We start from the raw sequence: 19318 nt of genomic DNA, 5'->3' as shown, positions 1-19318 counted from the left end.
CGCGGCAGAACGCGGGACCGGACGCGCGGATGCGGATGATTTTCACGGCGCTGTCGCGGCCGGCCTTGCGAATCTCGGCGGCGAGCGCACGCATTGCGTCGAGCGTCAGCGTGTTGCCCAGGTCCGGCTGGCCAAGGGTGATCCGGTATTCGGAATCGTGGAGCGCTGCGGTGAATTCGGTCGTCATGGGGAAAAGGTCCAAACAATGAAAAAGGGGATGGGCGTCCGCGATGAGCGCCCGCGCAGGTCAGCGCGCGTAGGCGCCGGCCTCTTTGAGCTTCTGGAACACACGCTGCGGTACGAGCGGTGCTTCGGTGAATTCGACGCCGTATTCCGAGAGCGCGTCCTCGATCGCCCCGACGATTGCCGCGGCGGCCGGAATCGTGCCGCCTTCGCCCGCGCCCTTGACACCGAGCGGGTTCAGCGGCGACGGCGTTTCGAGGTGCACGATGTCGATGTTCGGCACGTCGGTTGCCATCGGCAGCAGGTATTCGCCGAAGTTCGTCGTGGTCGGCTGCGCGTTCTCGTCGTACTGCATCCATTCGAGCGTCGCGTTGCCAATGCCATGTGCGACCGAGCCGATGATCTGGCCGTCGACGATCATCGGATTGATGAGCTTGCCCGAGTCGTGCGCCATCACATAGTTGAGGATCGTGATGTGGCCGGTTTCGCGATCGACTTCGAGTTCGACGACGGCCGTGCCGTTGCAGTACGTCGACTGCGCGGGTGAGAAGTATTTCGTCTCCTCGAGGCCGGCGGTGAGGCCCTTCGGCATCGTGAAACCCGGCATGCCCTGCGAGATCTTCGCGAGTTCGCCGTAGCTCATGCGCTGTTCGATACCCGAGCGGCGCGCCACGTGGCCACCGACAAGCAGGAGTTCGTCGGTTTCGCACTTCCACAGGTGGGCAGCGAGCGTGAGCATCTTCTCGCCCACGGCCTGGGCGGCGATGTAGACCGAGTTGCCGGCATTGACCGTCACGCGGCTCGCGAACGTACCGACGCCCATCGAGATGCCGCCGGTGTCGCCGGTAACGACGTCGATTGTTTCCAGGGGCACATTCAGCTGTTCGGCGCAGATCTGCGCGAAGGTCGTCTTGTGGCCCTGACCTTGCGGCGATGCGCCGGTGATCACGACGATGCGGCCGTTCGCCTGCACGCGCACCGTTGCGCCCTCGAACGGACCCATGCCCGTGCCTTCGACGAAGCTCGCCATGCCGATGCCAACGAAGCGGCCCTGGCGGCGTGCCTCGGCCTTGCGCGCGGCAAAGCTCGCGTAGTTCGCGCGCTCGAGCGCTGCTTTTTGACAGGCCGGATAGTCGCCGCTGTCGTAACGCAGCGGGCTGCCGTCGCGATATATGAAGCCAGCGTCATACGGCATCTGCTCCGGCTGGATCAGGTTGCGCCAGCGCAGCTCGGCGCGGTCCATGCAGAGTGCGCGCGCGGCCTTGTCGAGAATCCGTTCCATGGCGAACACTGCCTGAGGACGGCCTGCGCCGCGTACCGGCGAGGTTGCGCACTTGTTCGTATAGACGACGTCGAGCTTTGCGGCCATCGCGGGGATCACGTAAGGGCCGGGCGTCGTCGTGATCGAGATGTACGGCGTGATGATGCCCCACGGCAGGAACGCGCCGTTGTCGTGCACCATCTCGAGCTTCACGCCGCGGATCTTGCCGTCGTTTTCAAGCGCGATTCGCACGGTCCACCACTGGTCGCGCTCCTGCGTGACTGCGAGGAAATGCTCGCGCCGATCCTCGATCCATTTGACAGGACGCTTGAGCGCGACCGCCGCGATCGCGACGAGTGCCTCTTCGGGATAGAACGGCAGCTTCGGACCGAAGCCGCCGCCGACGTCGTTCATCAGCACGCGCAGCTTCTCTGCATCCCACTCGAGCAGCTCGACGAGGTTCTTCTTCTCGTGGTGCGGCGCCTGACCCGACGACCAGACGGTCAACTCGCCGTTGGTCGCGTGATATTCGGCGAGATAACCGCGCGTCTCCATCGGATGCGCGGACCCGCGGTTTTGCCAGTACGTTTCCTCGACGACATGCGGCGCGTTGTTGAAGGCGGCATCGATGTCACCAAAACCCATGTCGATATGCGCGACGACATTGTCTTTCGCGTCGGTGTGACAGAGCGGCGATTCGGGGCGCAGTCCGTCACGGCACTCGGCGACGGCGGGTAGCGTGTCGTACTCGATCTCGATCAGTCCGCAGGCGTCTTCCGCGATATAGCGGTCGTCCGCGACGACGAACGCCACCGCTTCGCCCGCGAACGTGACTTCCGTCGAGGTGAGCAGTTCCTGGGTGCGCTCAAAGCGGATCGCCGGGTTCGGCAGCATCGAGGGCGCGCGGCCGCGTGCGCGGCCGGTCAGGTCCGCGTGCGTGTAGACCGCGTGCACACCCTTGAGTTCGTGGGCGGCCGTGCAGTCGATCGAAACGATCTTCGCGTGCGCGTGCGGGCTGCGCAGCACCGCGGCCTGCAACATGTTTGGCAGGTGCACGTCGTCCACGTAGGAACCCTGGCCTTGCAGCAGCTTCTTGTCTTCGGTACGCAGGACGCGCTTGCCGATGTAGCGCTGGTCGGTGGGGACACCTTTCAGGTCGGAAATTTCCATCGCGTTACTCCGTAGCTTGTGCCGTCGGTACAGCGCGCTGATCGCGGATGCGCTGCGCGGCGAGCAGGGCAGCCGCGACGATCGGCTGGTAGCCCGTGCAGCGGCACAGGTTGCCCGTGATCGCTTCGCGGATCTCGGCTTCGGTTGGCGCATCCGTTTCGTTCAGCAGTTCGGTCAGCGTCATCAGCATGCCAGGCGTACAGAACCCGCATTGCAGCGCGTGCGTTTCGGTAAAGGCTTTTTGCAGTTCGTTGAGCGTGCCGTCCGCGTGAGCAAGTCCTTCGACGGTGGTCAGCGAGCGGCCGTTGACCTGGGCCGCGAGCGTCAGGCAGGCGCGCGCAGTGCGGCCTTCCAACAGCACGGTGCAGGCACCGCATACGCCGTGCTCGCAACCGTAGTGCGTGCCGGTGAGATAAAGGTGGTGACGCAGGAAGTCACCGAGCATAAGGCGCGGTTCGACCTCGCGCTTGTAAGCGGTGCCGTTCACGACGACTTTGACGGTACGAGTCTCCATGTCCATCTCCTTTTGCCACTCTATGATTGTCTTGCGACGCGCGAGAACGCTGTCTTCAGCGCTCTTTCGGTCAGGACGCCGGCGAGATGCTGGCGGTAGTCGGTACTCACGTGCGCGTCGGTCATCACGTCGAGCGCACGCGCGGCGTCGCTCGCGACGCGCAGCGCGCTTTCATCCATCGGGCGGCCGCGCAGGGCGGTCTCTACCTCGTGCATCCGCACGGGGCCGGGAGCGACGCCGCAGATCGTCAGCGAAACGCGGGCGAGGCGCCCTTGCGGATCGGCGGTGCAGAGCGCCGCGGCGCCGACGATGGCGTAATCGCCATGGCGCCGCGCGAACTCTTCGAATGCGTAGCCATGGCCTTCGGGCCAGACCTCGAGCGAGATGCCGGCGAGCAGGTCGCCTTCTTCAAGCGCGGGCGTCATGTACATCAGCGCCCAGTCGGACATCGGCAGCTCGCGGGTCGTGACTGCGCCGTCTTCGTAGCGAGCGATCGTCAGGAGACCGTCGAGTGCGGCGGTGAAGCATGGCTGTTCAGACGACGGATCCAACTGGCACAGGCTCCCGCCGAGCGTGCCGCGATTGCGGATCTGCTTGTGGCTGACCAGCTGGTACGCCTCGCGGATCAGCGGCGCGCGCTTCATGACGAGCGGCGACAGTTCGATGTCGCGCTGCCGCGCCATTGCGCCGATGTGAAGGCGGCCATTGCGCTCTTCGATGCGGGTCAGTGCCTCGACGCCGTTCAGGTCGATCAGATGACTCGCCATCAGATACCGGAAGTTCATCATCGGCATCAGCGACTGGCCGCCGGCGAGCACTCTCGCATCCTCGAGCGTGCCGAGCAACTGCGCGGCTTCATCGACGGTGGTCGGCGCGTGATACTGGAATTCACTGGGTTTCATGCGTGCTCCGATAGTGCGGTGGCTTCCTCAGCGGGGCTGCTTGCGCCCGAAGAGCCGCGCGAAGAAATTTCGGATTGACTGCCACATTGCTTTACGCACGAGTGCGCCCGCGTCAAGAGGCGCGACGGGTGCCGCTGCGGGCGGCGTGCGACGCGTTTCGGTGGCTGGCCTGGGTGCAACTGGTTCACCGGCCGTGTTCGTCGCACCCGGTTCACCAGCAGTGTTTGGCGTGGCGGCCGGCGCGGCTTGGGCGGAGTGCGCTACGTCCGCCTCGATGAGTGCGGACAGATTCTTGGCGAACTGGTTCAGCAGTTGCTGCGAGAGCGCCTCGATCATCCCGGCGCCGCGACCGTACTGCGCGACCGTGCCCGACAGGTTTACGTCCGAGACGACGTCGACCTTGGTTTTGCCGCCGCCCGAGTCGGTGACGACCGCGTTGATCTGCGCATCGGCGCCGCCGCGGCCTTTTGTGTCGGTGCCGCTTGCGGACACCACGACCGTGTGGTTGGCGTCGTTCTGTTCAGCAATCTTGAATTTGCCTGCGAACTTCAGCGTGAGCGGGCCGAGCTTGACGGTGAAGCCGCCCTTGTAACTGCCGTCGGGCTGCTGTTCCTTGAGTTCCGCGCCCGGAAAACACGGTGCGGACCGTTCGATGTCGATCATGGACTTCCAGACGTCCGAGGGCGGTGCTTCGACGGTGAAAGACGAACGGATTGTGATTGCCATACTGCCTCCTAGGAGCGATCGGCCCGTGCGGGCGCCGCTCCACTTATTTAGTCACTACTTAAGCCGCGCGGCGCGTGAAACTGTCCCATGCGCGAGCGGGCTCGCGTTTCATTTCATCGAGCGACGGTCGACAGAAAATCGTCGAATACCGTTGCGAAGACTTCGCGCATGTCGAACGCTCCAAAGTGCGCCGCGCCCGGCACCACGACGAAACGGCTATTCGGCAGCGCGTAGGCGATCTTCTGCGATACCGCTGGCGGAATACTTGCATCGGCATCGCCCGCGACGACGAGCGTCGGTGCCGGCACGCCTCGCAGTTCGCTGAGATTGTCGAGGAGCGAGATCGCTTGCCAGTTCGCGCTCCAGCTATACCAGTCGTCTGCGGCGAGCCGCGTGCGGCACTTCTGGAGAAGGTCGCGGCGCGGCGTGTCTGCGGTGAACCAGCGCGTGACCGTGTCGTCGATTACTTCGGACATCGAACCTTGCCGGCTCATGTCGCCGCGCGCGAGAATGCGTGGGCGCGCTTCGTCGGGAAATCCGCCGGCCGTTCCGCAGAGAATTAGCGCGTCAACAAGCTCGGGGAACTGGATCGCAACACGCTGCGCAATCATGCCACCCATCGATACGCCTATCAGGGTGGCACCGGTCAGGCATTCGTGGCGCAGCACGGCGGCGATGTCGGTCGCATGATTGGCCAGCGTAATGGGGGCGGTGACAAGGCTCGAGCCTCCGTGGCCGCGGATATCGATCGCGACGACGTCATACGATGCAGCCCAGTGCTCGACGTATTCGTCCCACCAGCTTCGGTCGACGCCGATCGGGTGAAGCAGAACCAGCGGTCGGCCCGTCCCGCGACGGGAGTAGGCGATACGGCCGGCTGGGATTTCGCAGAAAGTTGAATGAGACATGACTTATACGGGTAATGCGCGGGGTGCGGCAGGCGCTTTGCGCGCTCGGCTACCAGGTCGGCAACCCACAGCGCGAAACGCCTGCGACCCACTGGACCACCAGGCATGCGCGCCTGGGATGAGATGACGAATCGCGGGGCGCCTTCACGAACCGCGAGCCGCCTTCAGGCAGCAGCAGCTTTCGCCTTCAGGTCGAGCAGGACAGCCTTTGCACGACGCAGCCCTTCGGCCGCGACGGGAATGCCTGCATAGACGCCGGCTTGCAGCACCACCTCGGCGATTTCCTCTTCCGTCACACCATTGTTCACCGCGCCGCGCGTGTGAACCTCGAATTCGTGCCAGCGGCCGAGCGATGCCAGCATCGCGAGGTTCAGCATACTGCGCATCGAGCGCGTGAGGCCCGCGCGGTTCCACACGTTGCCCCAGCAAACGTCTTCCGTGTACTCGAGGAACACGGTGTCGAAAAGATGGGGACTGGCGTTGTTCTGCGTGTGGCCCGCGCCCAGCACTTCCTTGCGGATCTTTGCGCCGATGGCACGACGTTCCGAGAGCGTGATGTCTTCCATGAGTATCCTTCGCGTTTATCTAGCAGTTGTAGGATTGTATAATGAGAGGCAGTATCGGAGCTTCGCCGCGGAATGTCAATATGATTGTATTACGGACTTTGACGTGGCTCCCATCAACTCAAACGGCAAAGGGATGGAATGAATACCAACAGACTGGTAGTGCGACCGGTGGCAACGCTGCGCCAGCAGGTGATTGACGGTTTGCGCGCATGTATTAGCGACTTGACCTTCAAGCCGGGCGACCGGTTGATCGAGCGCGAGCTGTGCGAAATGCTTGGTGTGAGCCGCACGCTCATTCGTGAGGCGCTGAGTCAACTGGTAGCCGAGGGGCTTGTGCAGATCATTCCGCATAAAGGTCCGATCGTCTCCGTGATGACAGCAGATGAGGCGAGAGGTCTCTATGAAGTGCGCGCGGTACTCGAGGCGCTGGCGGGCCGCCAATTCACTGAGCGCGCGACGGACGAACAGCGTGTTGCGCTGAAGGAGGCGTTTAACGCGCTCGCGTTGATACGGGACATGCAAGGCCAGGAGGGCATCATGCTCTTCCTGAAGCAGAAGGCGCGTTTCTATGACGTGATGCTCGAGGGCGCTGGCAATCCAGTACTCATGGAGATGCTACGTCTCGTCCACACGCGAGTGATGATGCTGCGCGCGACCACGCTCTCGCAGGAAGGACGCCTCCCGCAAAGCTATGACGAAATCGCGACGATCGTCGACGCCGTAATGCGGCACGACGCCGACGCAGCTGCGGCGGCGTGCAAGCGCCATGTTGAGCAAGCTGAAAGGCTTGCGGTCCAGGTGCTCGCGGCCGTGGCCGATTAAGTCAACGAAACGCCGCGTCTGCCGACTTCTTTGGTACCCGAAACGTTGAGCAGAGGGTGGAATCGTCGCCTCGCGGACCGTTCCGATGAACGGCACACAGCCCAAGCGATCTTTTACCTCCAGATTCGTCGCCATTAATCCCCGACGCGTTCTTATCGGCCCGGGTCTAGCCCTGATTGCGGGCTGCGGAAATCGTCCGTTTCTCCCGATCCGTGCCTTACGACACCGTTAGGTCGGGTTGAGAGTGCTATACAGTAATACAATCATCTGTATTGCAATCTAATTGCATTACGATATACTGCGCCAAATGATTAGATCGGGCGATCGACCCGTATCAAGCGAATCGCTCGCCTTCGCGGCGGAAGATCAGGAGACGGAAGCAATGGGCACAACGCAGGGCACCAATGCGGCGTCAGTGGAGTCGGCCGAGCCACAAGGATTCAAGTTGTCGCGCTATCAGTGGCTGGCACTGATTTCGGCGTTCCTCGGCTGGATGTTCGACTCGATGGACCTGAATCTCTTCACGCTCGTGCTCGTGCCGAGCGTCGGTCAGCTGTTGCACAGCACCGACGCGACCGAAATCAGCAAGATCGGCAGCTACATCATTTCGGGCAAGTTGCTTACGTGGGGCATTGGTGGCGTGCTGTTCGGCGTGGCCGCCGACCGGTTTGGCCGCTCGCGCGTCATGGGCTGGACCATCCTCATCTACGCGGCCTTCACGCTGCTGAGCGCATTCTCGAGAACCTGGTCCCAGCTTGCTATCGCGCAGGCGATGGCCGGTTTCGGCATTGGCGGTGAATGGGCGGCAGGGGCCGCGCTCGTTGCCGAATCGTGGCCCGGCCGGCAACGCGCCCGCGCCATGCAGATCATGCAGATGGCGTTCGCATTTGGCTTTCTCGTGGCGGCGCTCGACAACCTGCTGCTCGGCCGTTTCGGCTGGCGCATCGTACTCGGCGTGGGCGCCGCGCCCGCGCTCGTCACGATTCTTGTGCGCCGCTTCGTGCCTGAGCCACAACGGTGGGTCCAAGTGCGCGAGAGCGTCATAGCCGAATCGGCGTGGCAAACTTTCACCGCCATCTTCGCGCAGGGACTACGCCGCAAGACGATCATCGGCGTAATCGTTTCGTCGGCTGCCATGCTTGGCTGCTGGGGTGGTCTCACGTTCCTGCCGAGCTGGATTCATCAGTTGTCGTTTGCTGACGCCGATCATGGCGACATCAGCAGGACAGTCAGCTACGCGTTCATTCTCATGATGATCGGCGCGACGCTCGGTTACCTTACGCTGATCTGGATGCTCGACGCGCTCGGCCGCCGGATGTCGTACTTCATCTTTTCGGCAGGGTCGCTCGTGGTCTCGCTAGTGCTGTTCATGACGGCGCATGACATCGGTCGGGTACTGTGGCTGATGCCGGTGTACGGTTACTTCGTCATTGGCGCGTTCGGCACGTTTGCCGCTTATTTGCCCGAGCTCTTCCCGACCCGCGTGCGTGCGACAGGGCAGGGCTTCTGCTGGAACATGGCCCGTGCGCTGACAAGTATTGGTCCGATCGCCGGCAATGCGGTGGTCGTGAAGTTTGGTTCGTTTCCGGCGGCATCGGCGGCGGTGTCGCTGCTCTTTATCGTTGGCATGGTGTCGATCTGGTTCGGTCCGGAGACAAAGGGCGTTCCGCTCGACAACTGAGGATTACTGAAGACAACTGGACGGGCGAGTCGTCCACCTCGGGGATACAGGTGTTTCCTTCGTGCGATGGCGCTTGAAGGGAAAGAGAGCGACCGGCCCCAGTCCGCGTCGCCAGACAGGATTTCTTTTTTGGTCTAATGGAACACACCTTGAGTACAGACATGCCGAAACCCGGCGCTTCAATCCGAAAGGCTACCGCAGAAAATCCGTCTGCACGCGTCTTCGACGTCGGAATCAACGAGCGGTTGCCACTCCCGCAACTGGCCGTGCTCGCGCTGCAGAACGTTTTCGGAATGACGGGCATGTTTGTGTTCCCGGGACTTCTCGGCCGCGCATTTCATTTGACCGATCCGCAGATCGCGTACCTGTACGGGATGACCTTCATGACGTGCGGGATTATCACGATCCTGCAATCGGTGCTGCTGTTGCGCCTGCCGGTCGCGCAGGGTCCATACGCAGGCAGCTTCGGTGCGCTCCTGACTGTCGGTCATTTGCAGTCGGGCGGCCTCGGTACGGCATTCGGGTCGTTCTTCGTCGCTTCGCTGATCTGGTGCCTGCTCACGGTGCCGATCCGCGGACGCAGCGTGGCGGGCATGTTCGCGCGGCATCTGCGCGTGCCTATCATCTCCGGGATGATCGTGATGTTGATCGTGGTGCAGATCGCCAGCGTCGCGCTACCGGCCTGGATCGGCAGCCCTAAAAACCCCGGCTTTCCGGTCGTGAACCTGCTTTCCGGCGCGGTCGCGGTGGCCGGTATCGTTTTCGCGATGCTGTGGGGCGGCCGCCGGCTGCGTCGCGTCGCGATCCTGCTCGGCCTCGCGCTCGGCACGCTGGCCTACACGCTGTTCCAGCCGGTTTCGTTCGCGGCGGTGGCCGCCGCGCCGCTTGTCGTCGAGCCGCGCATCTTTCCGTTCGGGTTCGGCGTGCGCCCCGATCTCGTTGCGGTGTTCCTGCTCGTGCTGATTCCGGCGGGCATGGGATCGATGGCCCTCTACCAGACAGTCGCCGAATGGGGCAATGAGACGCTGAGTCCGGGCCGCATGTCCGAAGGGCTGTTCGGCGTCGCGCTCGGCTCGGTTGTCGCGGCAGTGTGGGGTGGCTTCAGCACGATCGCGTATCCGGACAACATCGGCATTCTGCGCGCGACGCGCGTCGGTTCGCGCTTCGTGACGCTCGCTGCAGGCATCCTCCTGATCGTACTCGGCGGCTGCGTGAAGTTCGACATGCTGCTTGTCGTCGTGCCGATTCCGGTGATCTCGGCCGCCGCGACGCTGCTGTTCGGCATCGTCTTCATGCATGGCGTGCACATTCTCGCGCAGGTCGAGTGGGACGATCGCCGGCTGATTGCGTCGGGGCTTGCGTTTCTCGTTGGCCTCGGCGGTCTCTTCATCTCACCCGATGTCATCCGTGCGATGCCGCTGATGCTCCAGCTCGTGCTTCAGCAGCCGGTGATCTCGGGCGGGCTCACGCTCGTCATATTGCACTCGCTGCTTTGCTCGAAGCAGCAGCCGTCGAGCACGTCGTCGGCCGCGCGTTCCCGCGCGCAGAACCAGGCGTAGGAAAGGCCGTAAAACATGTCCGGGCGGGCTGCCTGTCCGGACCCTTCGACGCGCTGTTATTTCTGAAGATCGTGCGCCGACATCGAGAAAAACCGGCAGCACAGATTTTATATTTTGTAGTACGTATCAATAAAGAGAGCTAGCGCTTCGGAGCGCAATTCGACACAGGCCAACGTGTGCGAAGGCGCGCCGCTTCGCAGCCGTGAATCCAGGGTTTGGAGAGGCAGGGGACATAGATGAGAATAAAGGTGGGGATGAAAGCGCTCATTCTTGGCGCAGCGCTGGTTGCTGAGGTAGCCCACGCGCAATCGAGCGTGCAGCTCTACGGGCTTCTCGATGCGTTCGTCGGCTACAAGAAGCCGATGAACGGTCAGTCGAGTGTGATCGCCGGCAACGGCGGCATGACGGCACCGTACTTTGGCCTACGCGGGTCGGAGGACATCGGTGGCGGCACGAAGGTCATCTTCGACCTCGAAGGCTATTTCAACATCCAGAACGGCTCGATGGGCCGCACCGGTTTCCCGCATGACGGCCTGTTCTCGCGTAACGCGTACGTTGGCGTGAGCGGCCAATACGGTACGGCGACTGCCGGTCTGATTCCGCCGCTGTTGTGGTTCTCGACAATTACATTCAACCCATTCTGGAACTCATTCGTGTTTTCGCCGATGGTGCTGCACAGCTACGTCGGCCTGAATGGTCAAGGCGTATTCGGCAATGCGGGCGAGTGGTGGAACTCCGTGTACTACGCCTCGCCGTCGTTTAACGGCCTCGTCGGGCGTGCAATGTACTCGTTCGGCAACGACCCGGGCCATCTCGGCCAGAACAAGTGGAGCGGCCAGGTCTCGTACAACAACAGCGGTTTTGCGACCTCGGTTGTGTATCAGCAGATCAAGTACAGCCTGAACGCCGGCGACCTCGGCACCGTGCTACCGGGACTGACGACGCAGTCGGTGGTGAACCTCGGCGTGTCGTACGACCTGAACTACGTGAAGCTGTATGGCCAGTACCAGCACGTCTGGGATTCGATCTCGAATGGCGACGTCGGCATCGATACCGGCCAGGTCGGCTTCGAGATTCCAGTGGGCATCGGCAGGATCCTTGGCTCGGACGCGTATTCGAAGAGTACAGGCCATAGCTCGGTTTATCGCAACACCTGGGCGCTCTCGTATGACTATCCGCTTTCGAAGCGTACCGACGTCTATGCGGCGGTGCGGTCCGATCGCGCGAGCAAGATGTCGAGCGGCATCACGATCGGCGGCGGTCTGCGCACCCAGTTCTGATCGACTGCCGGCGCCGACGACGCACGAGACCTGCTGATTCAGCTCCACGGGAGAGAGGCGGGCGCGCGAATTCAGACAACAGGATGGCAGGTCGTCGCACGCAGTTCGAAGTTGAGCTTCTTGCAATCTGCGGTTAACGACACGGGAAGTGCAGCGCACCGCACATACCCCGCCCTACGAATTTTAACGATGTCAATGGAGGAGATATGTTTGAGATTGGAGGAGCAAGAAGCGGCGCGCGCAGGATCGGTCTGAGGGGCTCGCTGGCCGCAATGACCCTACTGGGGCTTTCAGGCGGCGTCGCTCACGCACAAAGCAGCGTTACATTGTATGGCTCGCTGGACGGCGGCCTGCGCAATGTCGTGAACGGCACGAAGGCAGGCGGTGCGGCGCTGACGATGGCATCGAACGGCGTCTACAAATCGAATCGCTGGGGTTTTCTCGGCATCGAGGACCTGGGCGGTGGATACTACGTCCGGTTCAATCTGGAAGCGGGCTACATTCTCTCGACCGGCGCCAACAGTAGCGCGACCAACCAGGAGTTTCAGCGTACGTCGACGGTCGGGTTAGGTGGCCCGTTCGGCCAGGTCAACATAGGCCATCAGTTCACGCTGCAGCACCGGCTGATCAAGGACTTTGAGCCGTTCGACCTGCACTATCTGGGCATTACCGAAGCGGCGGCGATTTCGGGCGGCACCAGCGGCCGCGACGACAACGCTATCCACTACCACGGCGACTTCGGTCCGTGGACGGCTCGCGCGGTCTATGCACCGGGCGGCGTGGCAGGCAGTCTCGCTAGCGGCACCATGCTCGCGGGCGGCGTGAACTACCACACCAAACTGTTCAAGTTCGGTGCAGGCTATACGCATCGCTCGAACCCGTTTTCTGCCACATCGAGCGCGTATTTTGCCAACGATCAATACACCGCGGGCGGTGCCGTGACGCTCGGTCCGGTTGAACTGATGAGCGGCTATTCGCTCGCAACACAAGCCGTTCCGTCCACTGTGCACGGCCAGACGCGCAATCAATACCTGTGGGGCGGTTTTCGCTATCAGGCATTGCCGGACTTCAACGTAACGGGCGCGTATTACGACAACAAGAACGCGACGAGCGGCGTGGACGGCAGAAAGGACGTCGCCATTCTGGGCATCAACTATGTGCTGTCGAAAAGCACCGAACTTTACGCCGATATCGACTACACGCATTTCACGGGTGGCTACGTGACCAATGCGACGCTGAACCCGTCCGGGCATGACAAACAGACAGGCGTCTCGTTCGGCATGAACCACTTTTTCTAAGACTCGCTAACCACAAGCTGGACGTGAGGAGGGCACGCGTCGAGTATCCGCGAGCGCGTGCAACACGTGCTCGAAGGCTGCACTGATCTTTCCCGGTGGGGCGCCGAACGCGCCCCCCTCACCGTTACGAGCCGCCGCGAAGCGATCACGATCAGATGCCAACGACGCAGTGATACTTGATCTCGAGCTACTCGTCGATGACGTACTTCGACCCTTCGCAACCGGATTAAACCGGCGCCGCAATCGAAGTCGGGTATAGCAGCGTATCCGTCACGCAAACTCGGCTTTCAAACAAGAATCGGTGACCGTCGACCACGACGCGGTCGATATAACGCCCTGACATCACGACTTCCGTCATCCGGTCAAGCATCGTCTGCAGGATCAGAAAATCGGCGCCGACGCGGTAGCCGTCGCCATCCGCCCGAACCGAAATGCCGCTGACGATGTGCCGCAGCGCGCGCGGCTGCGAAATCGTCGTCTCCGACGTCGTGAACGCCCGATCGTCGATCATGCCCTTGCCGTCGCAGTAAATGATGGCAATCGGCAGCCCGCGCTCATGGTTTTCCTTGGTCGTCAGCCGATACTCAGCGTGCGTGGTGAAGCAGTCGGCCCAGTCCTCGTAGCGGCCCTCGTCGAGCGCTGCGCCGTACGCCGCGTAGAGATCCATGATGCCAAAGCGTATGTCCGCCGAAACGGCCTGCACGCGTTGATGAGTCAACGTACTCATAATCCCATCACCTTGCGATAGTGTTGGTACAGGCCGCGTACGGCCACCTCGGTAATCGTATGGTCGTGGTCCTCGACCGTGCGTCCGGCCATCTCGGCCACGCCCGCGCGGTCGTTGTAAGGCGTCACGCCCTCCTGGGACATCACCATGACTTCGCTGTCGTCAACCGACACGAAGCCCGCCGGTCCCATCAGGTTTGCCTGACGGATCCGGTGTGCGCGCATCTCCGGTGTATCGTCCGCGTAGCCGAAGAACGTCCAGTGCAGGTCGTGGCTGCCCGGTCCGCGCGGGACCAGATGACGCATCGCAAGCGTGTTCGATTGCTGCTGGATGATCAGGTTCGGCCAGAACGTGCACATCACCGCAGTCACGTCGCCCGGGTACTCGCGGATCAGGTCGAGCACGCGCGTATCCTTTAGCTGCATGTCACTGCGCAGCGTCTGCCGCATTTCATGTGCGGCCACTTCGTCCAGTTCGCCGCCGCGCCGGTTGATCATCGCGCCGTGGCGTCCGGTCTCGTCCATCTCGATCGCCGACTCCGCATCCATCCGGAAGAGGCCAAACGTCACGAAAAAGACGTGCAGCAGGCTCGCGTGATACGGGTCCTTAAGGTTCTCGAACATGAACTTCCAGTTGCCGTCGATCCGCTGCCGCATGTAGCCGAGCAGTTCGAGCTTGCGACCGTCGAACACACGGTCGAAGTACGACAGCATCCGCGGGCCGAGATAGTCTTCAAACGGCTCGACGCTCGGGTCGAACGACGCAAAGATCACCCCACTGCGCACGTTCACCGCAAGAGGCTGCGCGCGATGCTGGCTCAGATCGAAGTCCGCTGGCATGCCGCCCTTGCCCTTGTAGCCACGGCGAAAGGGCAGGCCGGTGACGTTGCCCTTCAGGTCGTAGCTCCAGTGGTGATAAGGGCACGAGAACGACTTCGTGTTGCCGTGCTCGCTCTGGCAGAACGCCACGCCGCGATGCGCGCAACTGTTGCTGAATGCATTGACGCTACCATCGGTGTCGCGAACGACGACGACCGGCAGATCGCCGACGAAGCTGCGCTTGAAATCGCCCGGGTTCGGAATCTCGCATTCGAGCGCGACGTAGGCCCAGTTCGGCCCGCGGAAAATCCGCTCCTGTTCGCGGCGATAGATTTCCTCGTCCGTATAGACCCAGAACGGAATGCGCGAGCAGCCGCCGTCAGGCCAGACATAGTCGGGCGCGCCGCGATCGCTGGCGCCGGCAGCCGCTGCGGCACGAGGGGCCCATTTGATTTCGGTTTCCATGTTTCGTCTCCACAAAATAGGAATGCAGGGCGAGCTGCACCCGCGCGCGTGGCGTGCGGATGCAGCTCCGGTTCAGTGGTGTGCCAGACTGGAAAGTGGCTGTCCCACATCGACAAGTTCTACACAGTCGATGCGCTGCTGCGTATCGATCAGCCGTTTGACATGGCGCCGCTCGCGTCCCGCGTTCATCAGCACTGCGCCGAGAATCGTGCTGTCGGCAACGAAGAACGCGCACCATGAAGGCGCTGTGACGTCTCCCCGCATCACGACGACATCGTCGGCCCGGCGGCGACCCAGCATCTGGATGTTGCGGTTGTATTGGTCGGTCCAGAACCATGGCGCAGCGGCGGCGGCAGGTGCGATGCCTGCAATCGTGTTCGCGGCGATCTGAGCCTGCAGCTCCGCGTTTTCCCACGACTCGACGCGTACGGATTGGCCCAGCAGGTGCGTGCGTTGTCGCGCGACGTCACCAACGGCGTAGACCGAGGGCAGCGACGTGCGCGCCTGCGCGTCGACAAGCACGCCGTCAGCGCATTCGGCCCCTGCTGTCCGGGCAAGTTCGTCGTTCGCTACCGCGCCGATCGCCACGACAACGACATCGGCCGCGAGCAACGTACCGTCTCCGAGCCTGACTGCCTCGACAAAGGTATGTCCTTCGAGCGCGGCAACTGTCACGCCGGTACGAATGTCGACCTGATGTGTGCGATGGAGGTCCGCCAGATACTGACCCAGAAACCCGCCAAAAATCCGGGGCAACAGCTTGCTGCTGCTTTCGAGCACGGTAACAGCACAGTGTCGTGCGATGGCCGTAGCCGCGATTTCGAGTCCGAGAAAGCCCCCGCCAATCACGACGACGTTCGCGCCGGCCGTGAGCCGTGCTGACAGGTTCGTGCTGTCCCCGATCGTACGCAGCGTCAGCACGCCATCGAGCGTCGCGCCCGGCACCACAAGCGGCCGAGGTCGCACACCCGTCGCAAGCACGAGATCATCGTAGGCAAGCGACTCGCCGTGAGCGAGCGAGATCTGCTTTGCACGCCAGTCGAACCCGATGACATGCATGCCAACACGCAGCGCGATCCGATGCTCCTCGTACCACGTGCGCGCAAAGATGGTCGCTTTTGACGGCGAACCGCCGTTCAGTACTTCCTTCGACAGCGGTGGCCGCTCATACGGCAGATCCTGTTCTTCGCCGAGCAGTATGATCTCGGCGGCATCGTCCAGCCGGCCCAGCGCTGCGGCGGTTCTCGCGCCGGCCTGTCCCGCACCGACGATGACGGTTCGCCCGCTCACGTCGTCACCCGCTGCGCGAACGCATATGACGGCCGGCCGCCTGTAGAGTCATTCGACATTGACAAGCACCTCATCGCCTTCGATGCGCACTGCGAACGTCTGCAGGTCCACGTCCACCGGTCCCGACAAGGCCTTGCCAGTCCGCACGTCGAATAGTCCCTGGTGCAGTGGGCATTCGATCTTGCCGTCTTCGAGGTAACCGTCAGACAGGCACGCGTGAGCATGCGTGCAGATATCGTGCGTAGCGAAAAATTCGCGGTCGAGGTTGTACAGAGCAACTGGAATGTTTTCGATGCGGCACGCCTTGACGGTGCCGGACGGGACATCGGCAACACGTGCGATTGGTTTCCATGTCATCAGATCAGTCTCCTCATTGTCGGTACGAAGCCGGCGATACTGGCATCACTTCATACGGGGACGCTGCAATCCAGTATTGGCCACATCGCCCGTTGATGATCCGTATTCTGCGCGAGCTGGTTAGGGCTCGCGTCGCTATTTCTTTGACGGAGCATTCGCCGTTCGCGAACGCTCGCAGCACATCTGGCCGGATCACGAATATCTGCATCGTGTGGTAACGTCGCCGCGATACCGGGACTCGCGCCAGTGGCAGCGCGCCGGTTTTGGCGACGGTTTGCCGACGCGTGCGCGGCCGAGACCGAAGACGCAACGGAGCAGCTCCGCCAGCAATACGATGGAGACACCATGCGGTTCGATTTGACCGATTTGAGGCTTTTCGCGGCTGTCGCCGCGTACGGAAACATCACAAAAGCGGCGGAGAGTCTGCCAATTGCCGTTGCTGCGGCGAGTTCGCGCATTCGCGCGCTGGAGGAATCCGTCGCCGCGACGCTGTTGTTGCGCCACAGCCGTGGCGTCGAGTTGACGCCGGCCGGCGAAGTGTTTCTGCAGCATACGATCACGATGTTGCGGGAAACGACGAAGCTACGTCACGATCTGTCGCAGTTCGGCGAAGGTATGCGAGGCAACATCCGGCTTTTTGCCAACACAAATGCCATCCACGAATTCCTGCCCGCATTGCTTGCACGATTCCTCGCGGACAACCCCAAAATCAATGTCGACGTCCAGGAACATACCAGTCCGGAAACGGTGCGCGCGGTCGACGAAGGCAGTGCTGATCTCGGCATTATCGTGGGGCTCGTGAACACCCGGAAACTCGCAGTGATGCCGTTTCGCGACGACAGATTTGTCGTCATCGTCCCGAATGATCATGCGCTTGCGCGCGAGCACGCGATTCGTTTTCATCAGGTGCTGGAGTGGAAATACATCGGGCTGAATGAGCGCTCATCCCATCAGCAATACGTATCGAAGACTGCGCTGCTGCTGGGCCAGAGCATTCGGCTGCGCACGCAGGTCGAAAGCTTCGAGGCGGTCTGTCATATGGTGGCGGCGGGCGTCGGCGTATCGATAGTGCCTGAATCGACAACGCGCCGGCTGCGAGATACGCTGCCTTTTTCCGTGGTCGAGCTCGACGAGCAATGGTCGAGCCGTGAGCTCAAACTCGTATCGCGCACGCAGGAAACCTTGGCCGTGCCTGTGCACAAGCTGTTTGACGCTCTCGCGCTGCATGCTCGGTAGCGCGGACGCTAAATTGATCCCGCCGCTTCGACAGGCGACCGCGGCCCGGTTTCGTTGTTTCCGGTAAATACGGGCAGTGCGCATCGGCCAGTCGGGCGGCCGGCGGCCGCGACCGTCCCGCAGCCGCGCATGTCTCGCAGACGGAACTGCGAAACGGGATGCTTCAGATGTCCGCCCCGGAGTTGGCCGCATATCCGAAGGGCCTCAGGCCAATGTTCAGTTCTCAGCCCAACCCTTGCAAACTGCACGGGCCGCACGGTGAACAAATCGAGTCCTCGCAGGGAATCGAAGGCATAGGCACCTCTGCTTCCACCACTGCCGCCTGGCGCCGAATACTCTGCCTGCCGTAACGGTGATGGTTCGGATAGAGAATGTTTCATCGTCGTACGGGGAATCTCAACGCCGCAGCCGTTCCTTCACGAGGCGAGCAATGGTTGCCGGTGCCTGGTCCGGTATGGCGAAGACCGAGCTGACGTTGATCTCGCACAGCACGTAAGTGTTTTCGCCCGTTGCGGTGCGAGGTCCGTATAGAAAATCAGCATCCCAGATAATCGGCAAGGAAGCGACGTCGATATTCAGGACATCCATCATCTGAGGCGTCCATTCCAGTTCCATCTTGGCCCTCAGCGCCTGGAACGGCTCTGCCGAGGCGGGGGACATGATGCGCAGGCCAGGCTGTGCAGCGTCAGAGTCGGGGCCTTCGGGTGGCGGCGGTATCAGCGCCTTGATCAATTGATGTCCAAAACCGACAACTTTATCTGCTCCCATGTAGCAGCGGATCATGCCGTCGGGCAGGCGTGGCTGAAAAGGCTGATCAATCAGGCAGCCGCCAGGCGTAAGGTATGCCTCGCAGCGCGCCATGAAATCACCGAGGGCCATCGCTTGCGGCACGCTTCCTCGTCGCGCATGTAGTACGCGAACTAGAGCGCTTTCGCTGGCCGGCGGGGAGATGAGCTCTACTTTCCAGACGCCCTGACCGCCATTGCCCCTGTTCTGCTTGAGGACACGCGGCCCAGCCAATTCCAGCCGGGACGGGAACTCGGCCCGAAACACGGACGTCGTGCGATAGAGATAGGTATCCGTGCCCCACCCGAGATGCTTCGTGCGATGTAGAACTTCTTTTACGCCCATCTTCAGGATCACGTCAGGATGGGCGCTGATCCAGGGCCCGCGTAACGCCACCTCCCGCAGCAGCGCGTCGAGAACCACTCGGGTCTGCCCCTCGTGAATCGGGTCGACCCAGACCAGTACGCCGTTGACCTTCAGAAGCTGCTTACGCACTTCGTTTGCCATCTCGTCGGAATAGACCGCAGGCTCCGCATGAATGCCTAGCGCGGTCAGCTCCTCGAAGATGCGATAGAAACGATTGTTCTCAGGGGTCGCATCGCGACGCGCCTCGCGATCGCCACGCCAAAGCACAGCCACCTTGGGTGTTTCGGTTCCGGTCATTTCATCCTCCATGCGCGGCTACACTCAAAACCGAGTAACCAGGCATCGCCGAGATCCGCAACATCTCGCCGATCGGCATACGGCGAATGCGCGAGCGCCCTGCTCA

Annotated in this window: 17 protein-coding genes and 1 pseudogene; 6 read left to right on the top strand and 12 right to left on the bottom strand. The window is 62.1% G+C overall.

Going from position 1 to position 19318, the window contains the following annotated elements; genetic code table 11:
* The 7 genes and pseudogenes from EOS_RS17705 to EOS_RS17675 form a co-directional block, all read right to left on the bottom strand.
* Positions 1-187 (bottom strand): annotated as a pseudogene (locus tag EOS_RS17705) (enoyl-CoA hydratase/isomerase family protein); the annotation flags it as partial.
* Positions 188-247: 60 nt separating this feature from the next.
* The gene (locus EOS_RS17700; RefSeq protein WP_047847968.1) at positions 248-2614 is read right to left on the bottom strand and encodes a xanthine dehydrogenase family protein molybdopterin-binding subunit; all 2367 of its coding nucleotides are present in this window, start codon (positions 2612-2614) and stop codon (positions 248-250) included.
* Between the two features lie 4 nt (positions 2615-2618).
* The gene (locus EOS_RS17695) at positions 2619-3128 is read right to left on the bottom strand and encodes a (2Fe-2S)-binding protein (RefSeq protein ID WP_087881960.1); all 510 of its coding nucleotides are present in this window, start codon (positions 3126-3128) and stop codon (positions 2619-2621) included.
* A gap of 20 nt (positions 3129-3148) precedes the next feature.
* Positions 3149-4030: an FAD binding domain-containing protein gene (locus tag EOS_RS17690; RefSeq protein WP_047847966.1), complete on the bottom strand. Its 882-nt coding sequence runs from the start codon at positions 4028-4030 to the stop codon at positions 3149-3151.
* 27 nt (positions 4031-4057) lie between these two features.
* Positions 4058-4756, bottom strand: coding sequence for an SRPBCC family protein (locus EOS_RS17685; protein ID WP_047847965.1), 699 nt, complete (start codon positions 4754-4756; stop codon positions 4058-4060).
* Between the two features lie 113 nt (positions 4757-4869).
* Entirely contained in the window at positions 4870-5664 is a 795-nt protein-coding gene (locus tag EOS_RS17680) for an alpha/beta fold hydrolase (protein WP_047847964.1), read from the bottom strand.
* Positions 5665-5828: 164 nt separating this feature from the next.
* On the bottom strand, positions 5829-6230 hold the full coding sequence (locus EOS_RS17675) for a carboxymuconolactone decarboxylase family protein (RefSeq protein WP_047847963.1): 402 nt from the start codon (positions 6228-6230) through the stop codon (positions 5829-5831).
* Between the two features lie 138 nt (positions 6231-6368).
* On the opposite strand from EOS_RS17675, the gene EOS_RS17670 reads away from it, so the two are divergent.
* The 5 genes from EOS_RS17670 (at position 6369) to EOS_RS17650 (ending at position 12870) form a co-directional block, all read left to right on the top strand.
* Positions 6369-7052, top strand: a complete 684-nt coding sequence (locus tag EOS_RS17670; protein WP_047847962.1) for a GntR family transcriptional regulator — start codon at positions 6369-6371, stop codon at positions 7050-7052.
* Positions 7053-7434: 382 nt separating this feature from the next.
* Positions 7435-8733 (top strand): MFS transporter, encoded by a 1299-nt coding sequence (locus EOS_RS17665; RefSeq protein ID WP_047847976.1) that lies wholly within the window; start codon positions 7435-7437, stop codon positions 8731-8733.
* A gap of 161 nt (positions 8734-8894) precedes the next feature.
* Positions 8895-10292: a uracil-xanthine permease family protein gene (locus EOS_RS17660; protein ID WP_235442859.1), complete on the top strand. Its 1398-nt coding sequence runs from the start codon at positions 8895-8897 to the stop codon at positions 10290-10292.
* Positions 10293-10528: 236 nt separating this feature from the next.
* Positions 10529-11572 carry a porin gene (locus EOS_RS17655; RefSeq protein WP_047847960.1) on the top strand — a complete coding sequence of 348 codons (1044 nt, stop codon included), beginning with the start codon at positions 10529-10531 and terminating at the stop codon, positions 11570-11572.
* 206 nt (positions 11573-11778) lie between these two features.
* Complete coding sequence (locus EOS_RS17650; protein ID WP_047847959.1) at positions 11779-12870, top strand: porin; 1092 nt, start codon at positions 11779-11781, stop codon at positions 12868-12870.
* A 226-nt stretch (positions 12871-13096) separates the two neighbouring features.
* Here the strand turns inward: EOS_RS17650 and EOS_RS17645 are convergent, their stop codons facing one another.
* The 4 genes from EOS_RS17645 to EOS_RS17630 all read right to left on the bottom strand — a co-directional run bounded on the left by EOS_RS17645 (position 13097) and on the right by EOS_RS17630 (position 16527).
* The gene (locus tag EOS_RS17645; RefSeq protein ID WP_053063931.1) at positions 13097-13597 is read right to left on the bottom strand and encodes an aromatic-ring-hydroxylating dioxygenase subunit beta; all 501 of its coding nucleotides are present in this window, start codon (positions 13595-13597) and stop codon (positions 13097-13099) included.
* A complete protein-coding gene (locus EOS_RS17640) occupies positions 13594-14880 on the bottom strand; it encodes an aromatic ring-hydroxylating dioxygenase subunit alpha (RefSeq protein ID WP_047847958.1) in 1287 nt (428 codons plus the stop codon). The genes EOS_RS17645 and EOS_RS17640 overlap by 4 nt, the downstream gene beginning before the upstream one ends.
* Before the next feature lie 72 nt (positions 14881-14952).
* Positions 14953-16170 carry an NAD(P)/FAD-dependent oxidoreductase gene (locus tag EOS_RS17635; protein WP_047847957.1) on the bottom strand — a complete coding sequence of 406 codons (1218 nt, stop codon included), beginning with the start codon at positions 16168-16170 and terminating at the stop codon, positions 14953-14955.
* A 48-nt stretch (positions 16171-16218) separates the two neighbouring features.
* Positions 16219-16527, bottom strand: a complete 309-nt coding sequence (locus tag EOS_RS17630; protein ID WP_047847956.1) for a non-heme iron oxygenase ferredoxin subunit — start codon at positions 16525-16527, stop codon at positions 16219-16221.
* Positions 16528-16872: 345 nt separating this feature from the next.
* Between EOS_RS17630 and EOS_RS17625 the strand changes: the two genes are divergently transcribed.
* Positions 16873-17763 carry a LysR family transcriptional regulator gene (locus tag EOS_RS17625; RefSeq protein ID WP_047847955.1) on the top strand — a complete coding sequence of 297 codons (891 nt, stop codon included), beginning with the start codon at positions 16873-16875 and terminating at the stop codon, positions 17761-17763.
* Positions 17764-18159: 396 nt separating this feature from the next.
* Here EOS_RS17625 and EOS_RS17620 read toward each other — a convergent pair whose 3' ends face one another.
* A complete protein-coding gene (locus tag EOS_RS17620; RefSeq protein WP_087881959.1) occupies positions 18160-19212 on the bottom strand; it encodes a Cj0069 family protein in 1053 nt (350 codons plus the stop codon).
* Between the last annotated feature and the right edge of the window lie 106 nt (positions 19213-19318).

It is taken from the genome of Caballeronia mineralivorans PML1(12), assembly GCF_001028175.1.
GTDB classification, from domain to species: domain Bacteria; phylum Pseudomonadota; class Gammaproteobacteria; order Burkholderiales; family Burkholderiaceae; genus Caballeronia; species Caballeronia mineralivorans.
This window is presented reverse-complemented; position numbering and strand designations above follow the sequence as displayed.